Raw genomic sequence first — 7,291 nt, 5'->3', positions numbered from 1 at the left:
CGGCGGCCCGGCTTCGGTGGCGGGGGAGTCCCACCGCACCCGCCCGATATCCGGGCCGATATCCGGGCCCCGCCCCACGGCAGGCGCAAGCCGAGGGCCGGAGACGGCAGCCGCCTCACCGCACGGAAGGGCCCTGCCGCACCCGGCAGGGCCCTTCCGTGCGGTGACGCGGGGGAGGACCGGCCGGTACCGGCCGGACCGCACCCGGGATCACCGGAAACTGATCAGACCGCGCCGCTCACGCCCCGGCGGGGAGAGGAACAGCGCCACGACACAGGCGAAGAACGAGATGCAGCCCGCCAGGGTGAAGGCACCGTCGAGCCCCCACGCGTCGACCACCACGAACCCCATGCCCGCACCCAGACCGGAGACGAGCTTGGAGCTGTAGACCATGCCGTAGTTGGTGGCGTTGTTGTTCTCACCGAAGTAGTCGGCGGTCAACGCGGCGAACATCGGGAAGATGGCGCCGCCGCCGAAGCCGGAGATGGCGGAGAAGACCAGGAACAGCGGCAGGTTCGCGATGTCCGCCGACCAGATGATGCCGAACTGGGCGAGCCCCAGGACGATGCAGACGGCGATCAGGCACTGCTTGCGGCCGTAGCGGTCCGAGAGCCAGCCGATGACACCGCGTCCGGTGCCGTTGACGATCGCCTTCAGCGACATGGCCGTGGCCACGATCCCCGCGGCGAACCCCGCCTCCTGGCCGATGTCTACCTGGAAGGCGATGCCGAAGATGTTCACGCCCGACGTACAGGCGAGACAGAACCACATCAGCGCCACCCGGCCGGTCTTCCACGCCTCCAGGGGGCTGTACTGCTTGACGGCCGGCGGGTTCTTCTCCAGCGAGCGGCGGGCGCGCGGGTCCTCGGGCGGGTTGAGCGGGTCGACCTCGGCGGGCCACCAGTTCTTCGGCGGGTCCTTGAAGAAGTACCCCGCGACGCCCACCACCGCGGAGAGGAAGACGCCGACCGCGATCAGCACCCACCGGAAGTTCCCGATGTCCATGAACCCGGTGAAGATGAACACGAACGGCACCGAACCGTAGGCGAAACCGCCGTTCACGAAGCCGGTCTTGCCGCCCCTGCGCTCCGGGTACCACTTGCCCACCATGTTGACGCAGGTGGCGTACACCATGCCCGCGCCCATACCGCTGAACATGCCGAAGCCGATGAAGGCGAGGACGACGTGCGGCGCGTAGGCGAGGGACACGTACCCCAGCAGCGTGCCGAGCGCGCCGAGCATCATCGCGGAGCGGGCCGGCAGCCTGCCGCTCTCCCGCAGCCTGCCCGCCGGGAAGGCCACCGCCGCCTGGAAGAACACCCAGACGGTCATCATCCAGTAGATGGCCCCGCTGTCCCAGTGGTGCGCCGCGTGGAGGGTGTCCTCCGCGGACGCGAACGCGTACTCGGCGGAGGAGATGCCCATCATGCCCACCCAGGGCAGGATGACCATCCAGATCCGCTTGCGGCCCATGATGTCGATGTCGGACTCGCCCAGCCGGTACACGCGGCCGTTGCTGTCCGTGACTTCCCTGTACGGAAGTGGTGTTGCGAGATCGTCGGTGGCTGTCACGTCGGAATGCACCCCTCGCGTTTCGAAAGACCTGGCCAGCGCCCCCTGTCCCATTCCTTTCGTGTGCGCACGGGTCCCGGCAGCGGCCGACCGCACCGTCGGCCGCCCCGTCGCCTCACGCCCTCATCGACCACCACCCGTCCGCCGTGCCGTCATGGATGCCGCCCGCGCCGGCCGCCGTCACAGCAGGCGCGCCGCCCGCGCCCACCGGTACTTGGCGCCCAGCACGGCCACCGGCTTCTCCGTGGTGTAGGGATAGGCCACCACGCCGCGCTCGAAGAGGTACTGGCACGCCTCCTCGACCTCGACGTCACCCGCGAGCGACGCCACCACCGGTTTCTCGACGCCGCGTTCGCGGTACTCCGCCACCACCCGCGCGGTCAGCTCCGCGAACACCATCGGCGGGGTGACGATGGTGTGCCAGTAGCCGAGGACCAGCGAGTGGATCCGGTCGTCCTCGAGCCCCAGCCGGATCGTCGCCTCGTACGTGGAGGGCGGCTCGCCCCCGGTGATGTCGACCGGGTTGCCTGCCGCGCCGAACGGCGGGATGTAACGCCGGAACGCCTCGTCGAGGTCCGGCGGGATCTCCATCAGCGACAGCCCGTTGTCCGTCACCGCGTCCGACAGCAGCACGCCACTGCCGCCGGCCCCGGTGATGATCACCACGTTGTCGCCCTTGGGCGTCGGCAGCACCGGCAGCGCCCGCGCGTACTCGAGCATGTCGTTCAGCCCCGGCGCCCGGATCACCCCCGCCTGGCGCAGGATGTCGTCGTACACGGCGTCGTCCCCGGCCAGCGCGCCCGTGTGCGACCCGGCGGCCCGGGCACCGGCCGCCGTACGGCCCGCCTTGAGGACCACCACCGGCTTCTTCGGCACCGTCGCCCGGGCCGCCTCGACGAACGCCCGGCCGTCCTTGAGGTCCTCCAGGTGCATCGCGATGCACTCCGTGTGCGGGTCCTCCGCGAACCAGGTCAGCAGGTCGTCCTCGTCGATGTCGGACTTGTTGCCGAGCCCGACGATCGCCGACACCCCGGTCCTGGTGGTCCGGGCGAAGCCCAGGATCGCCATCCCGATGCCGCCGGACTGCGAGGTCAGCGCCACACCGCCCTTGACGTCGTACGGGGTGCAGAACGTGGCGCACAGGTCCTGCCAGGTGGAGTAGTAGCCGTAGATGTTCGGCCCGAGCAGCCGGACGCCGTGACGTTCGGCGATGGCGACGATCTCCTCCTGGAGCTCGTGCTCCCCGGTCTCCGCGAAGCCCGAGGGGATGAGCACCGCGTTGGGGATCCCCTTGCGGCCCACCTCCTCGAGCGCCGCCCCGACGAAACGCGCCGGAATGGCGAACACCGCCACGTCGACCTCGCCGGGAACGTCCATGACACTCCGGTACGCCTTGCGGCCCAGGATGTCGTCGGCCTTAGGGTTCACCGGATGGATCTCGCCGGGGAAACCGCCGTCGACCAGGTTCCGCATCACCGAATTGCCGATCTTTCCCGGCTCGTTGGAGGCTCCGACGACCGCAACCGAGGACGGCTGCATCAGCCGGCGCATCGACGCCAGGATCTGCTCCCGGCCGTACGTGCGGCGGGGGCGGGGCGTGGACCCGGCGAGGATCACCCGGATGTCCGCGGCCGTCGCCCCCTCCGGTGTGGCGATCACCGGATTGAGGTCCACCTCGGCGATCTCCGGGAAGTCCGTGACCAGTTGGGACACCCGGCGGATCTGCTCGGCCACCGCCCACCGGTCGACCGCCGGCGCGCCGCGCACCCCGCGCAGCACCTCGGCGGCCCGGATGGAGTCCAGCATGCCCAGCGCCTCGTCGGCGTCCAACGGCGCCAGCCGGAAGGTGACGTCCTTGAGCACCTCCACCAGCACTCCGCCGAGCCCGAAGGCCACCACCTTGCCGAAGGTCGGGTCGGTCACCGCCCCGACGATCACCTCCTGGCCCGACGGCAGCAGCTCCTGCACCTGCACGCCCTCGATCCGGGCCTGTGGGTCGTAGGCCCTGGCGTTCTCCACGATCCGCAGGAACGCCGCACGCACCGCGGACGAACCCTCGACCCCCACCACCACTCCGCCGGCGTCGGTCTTGTGCAGGATGTCCGGAGAGACGATCTTCATCACCACGGGCCCGCCGAAGCGCGCAGCGGCGCACACCGCCTCCTCCACGTCCCGCGCGAGCGCCTCGCCCGGCACGGCGATCCCGTACGCGTCGGCGACCACCTTGCCCTCCGGCGCGGTCAGCGCCGTACGGCCCTCGGCGCGCACCGCGTCCAGCAGTTCGCGCACCCGTTGCAGCCTGTCGTCGGCCATCACCGTCAGATCACTCCGTTCGACTTGAGAAGGCGCAACTCCTCGTCACCGAGACCGAGTTCGCCGACATAGACCTCTTCGTTGTGCTCGCCGAGCAGCGGGGAGCTCTGCACCTCGACCGGAGAGTCGGAGAGCTTGATGGGGCTGCCGACGGTGACGAACTCGCCGCGCTCCTTGTGGGGGACGCGCACCACCATCCCGTTGGCCGCCAGCGACTCGTCCTCGATGATCTCCCTGGTGGAGAGCACCGGCCCGCAGGGGATGTTGTGCCGGTTGAGCTGCTCCAGCACCTGCCACTTGGGCAGCTGGGAGGACCATTCCTCGATCAGCTGGAACATCTTGCCGATCTTCGGCAGCCGGGCCTCCGGCGTCGCCCACCCGGGGTCGTCGGCCAGCTCCGGCCGGCCGATCAGCTCGGTGACGGGCTTCCAGCCGACCGGCTGGACGATCACGTACACGTAGTCGTTCGGGCCGCCGGGCGCGCACCGGACCGCCCACCCGGGCTGCCCGCCGCCGGAGGCGTTGCCGGAGCGAGGCACCTCGTCGCCGAAGTCCTCGTTGGGGTACTCGGCGAGCCGCCCGTGCGCCAGTCGCTGCTGGTCCCGCAGCTTCACCCGGCACAGGTTCAGCACGGCGTGCTGCATGGCGACGTTCACCCGCTGACCCCGCCCCGTGTGCTCGCGCTGGTAGAGCGCGGCCAGGATGCCGGCGACGGTGTGCACGCCGGTGCCGGAGTCGCCGATCTGGGCCCCGGTGGCGGTCGGCGGCCCCTCCTCGAAACCGGTGGTGGACATGGAACCGCCCATCGCCTGGGCGACCACCTCGTAGGCCTTGAAGTCGGTGTACGGGCCCTCGCCGAAGCCCTTGATGGAGGCGTACACGATCCGCGGATTGATCTCCTGGATGCGCTCCCAGGTGAAGCCCATGCGGTCCACGGCGCCCGGGCCGAAGTTCTCCACCATCACGTCCGAACGGCGGATCAGCTCGGTGAGGAGCTCCTTGCCGCGCTCCGTCTTGGTGTTGAGCGTGATGCTGCGCTTGTTGCAGTTGAGCATCGTGAAGTAGAGCGAGTCCACGTCCGGGAGGTCACGCAGCTGCTTGCGCGTGATGTCGCCGGACGGCGCCTCCAGCTTCACGACGTCCGCACCCATCCAGGCGAGCAGTTGAGTGGCGGACGGTCCGGACTGGACATGCGTCATGTCCAGTACCCGGATGCCGTCGAGGGCCTTTCCTGTCGCAACGGTGGTCACCGTCGGTCACCTCACTTGTACATCGTCCGGTCGGAGTGCCGCGCCGCGCGCTACCGCTTCGTACATTGCATACAGTCGACGAATACTGTATGAAGCTTGTTATCCCGCATCCGATCGGTGGTGTCCAGGGGGCGTGCGGCACTTTCCATCAGGAGCCGGAATGGACCTGTTCGAGTACCAGGCAAGGGAACTCTTCGACGACCACGGCGTGTTGACGCCGCGCTCGGAGGTGACGGACTCCTCCAAGGAGGCACGTGAGATCGCCCGCCGACTCGGCGGGCGGGTCGTGGTCAAGGCCCAGGTGAAGACCGGCGGGCGAGGCAAGGCGGGCGGGGTCAAACTCGCCGCCGACCCCGCCGCGGCCGAACTCACCGCCCGCCAGATCCTCGGCACGGACATCAAGGGCCATCCCGTCCGCAGCGTGATGCTGGCCCAACCCGTCGACATCGACAGCGAGTTCTACGTCTCCTACGTCCTCGACCGGGCGGCCGGGCGGTTCCTCGCCATCGCCTCCGCGGAGGGAGGCATGGACATCGAGGAGGTGGCCGCCACCCGGCCGGACGCCGTGGCCCGGGTCCCCGTCGACCCGGCGGAGGGAGTGACCGCGGCGGTGGCCGCCCGGATCGCCGAGGCGGCGGGCCTGCCCATGCGGACCGTGGACGTGCTGGTGCGCCTGTGGAAGGTCCTCGTCGCCGAGGACGCCCTGCTGGTCGAGGTCAACCCGCTGGTGCGCACCGCCCAGGGGCAGTTCATGGCCCTGGACGGCAAGGTCACCCTCGACGACAACGCCCGCTTCCGCCATCCCCGACGAGGCGACCAGGAGGCCGGGACGGAGGACCGGCTGGAGGCGCTCGCCGCCGAGCGCGGCCTCAACTACGTCAGGCTCGACGGCGAGGTCGGGATCATCGGCAACGGCGCCGGTCTCGTCATGTCCACCCTGGACGTGGTGGCCGGCTGCGGCGCCCGCCCCGCCAACTTCCTGGACATCGGAGGCGGCGCCTCCGCCCAGGTGATGGCCGACGGCCTCCGAGTGATCCTCTCCGATCCCGCCGTGAAATCCGTCTTCGTCAACGTCTTCGGCGGCATCACCGCCTGCGACGCCGTCGCCGAGGGCATCGTCCGCGCGCTGGACGACGTCCGCCTCACCCGGCCGCTGGTGGTCCGCCTCGACGGCAACAACGCCGCCCGCGGCCGGGCCGTCCTCGCCGAGCGCGCACACCCGCTCGTCGAGCAGGTCGCCACCATGGACGGCGCCGCCCGGCGCGCCGCCGACCTCGCCAACGCGGCTTAAGGAGCACGGAGATGGCTGTCTTCCTCACCAAGGAGAGCAAGGTCCTCGTCCAGGGCATGACGGGCGGCGAGGGCATGAAGCACACCCGCCGCATGCTGACCGCCGGCACCGACGTCGTCGGCGGCGTCAATCCGCGCAAGGCCGGCCGGACCGTCGACTTCGGGGACCGCGAGGTCCCGGTCTTCGGCACCGTCGCCGAGGGCATCGAGGCCACCGGCGCCGACGTCAGCGTCGTCTTCGTCCCGCCCGCCCACGTCCGCGCCGCCGTCACCGAGGCGTCCGACGCGGGCATCGGCCTGGCCGTCGTCATCACCGAGGGCGTCCCCGTCCACGACACCGTCGCCCTCACCGCCTACGCGCACCGCAACGGCACCCGGGTGATCGGCCCCAACAGCCCGGGACTGATCACTCCCGGCCAGTCCGACGCCGGCATCATCCCCGCCGACATCACCAAGTCCGGCCCCATCGGCCTGGTCTCCAAGTCCGGCACCCTCACCTACCAACTCATGTACGAACTGCGCGACTTCGGCTTCTCCACCTGTATCGGAATCGGCGGCGACCCGGTCGTCGGCACCTCCCACATCGACTGCCTGCGGGCCTTCGAGGACGACCCCGAGACCCAACTCGTCGTCCTCATCGGCGAGATCGGCGGCGACGCGGAGGAGCGCGCCGCCGCGCACATCCGGGACCACGTCACCAAGCCGGTGGTCGGCTACATCGCCGGGTTCACCGCCCCGGAGGGCAGGACCATGGGCCACGCCGGCGCCATCGTCTCCGGCTCGGCGGGCACCGCCGCCGCCAAGAAGGCCGCGCTGGAGGCCGTCGGCGTCCGCGTCGGCTCCACCCCCACCGAGACCGCCCGCCT

The 7,291-nt window shown here is 70.5% G+C and carries 5 protein-coding genes; 2 read left to right on the top strand and 3 right to left on the bottom strand.

Features of this window, described 5'->3' with window-relative positions:
* Positions 1-210: 210 nt before the first annotated feature.
* The 3 genes from HW445_RS13490 to frc all read right to left on the bottom strand — a co-directional run bounded on the left by HW445_RS13490 (position 211) and on the right by frc (position 5,135).
* Positions 211-1,626, bottom strand: a complete 1,416-nt coding sequence (locus tag HW445_RS13490) for an OFA family MFS transporter (protein WP_180221266.1) — start codon at positions 1,624-1,626, stop codon at positions 211-213.
* 126 nt (positions 1,627-1,752) lie between these two features.
* A complete protein-coding gene (locus tag HW445_RS13485) occupies positions 1,753-3,885 on the bottom strand; it encodes an acetate--CoA ligase family protein (RefSeq protein WP_180221265.1) in 2,133 nt (710 codons plus the stop codon).
* 5 nt (positions 3,886-3,890) lie between these two features.
* Positions 3,891-5,135, bottom strand: a complete 1,245-nt coding sequence (frc, locus tag HW445_RS13480) for a formyl-CoA transferase (protein WP_180221264.1) — start codon at positions 5,133-5,135, stop codon at positions 3,891-3,893.
* Between the two features lie 160 nt (positions 5,136-5,295).
* Between frc and sucC the strand changes: the two genes are divergently transcribed.
* Positions 5,296-6,426 carry an ADP-forming succinate--CoA ligase subunit beta gene (gene sucC, locus HW445_RS13475; protein WP_180221263.1) on the top strand — a complete coding sequence of 377 codons (1,131 nt, stop codon included), beginning with the start codon at positions 5,296-5,298 and terminating at the stop codon, positions 6,424-6,426.
* An 11-nt stretch (positions 6,427-6,437) separates the two neighbouring features.
* On the top strand, positions 6,438-7,291 hold an 854-nt coding region (gene sucD, locus HW445_RS13470; RefSeq protein WP_180221262.1), incomplete at its 3' end, for a succinate--CoA ligase subunit alpha.

The organism is Streptomyces sp. UH6, assembly GCF_013421635.1.
Taxonomy (GTDB): domain Bacteria; phylum Actinomycetota; class Actinomycetes; order Streptomycetales; family Streptomycetaceae; genus Streptomyces; species Streptomyces abyssomicinicus.
Note: the sequence above shows the minus strand (reverse complement) of the source record. Positions and strands in the feature narration are given on the sequence as shown.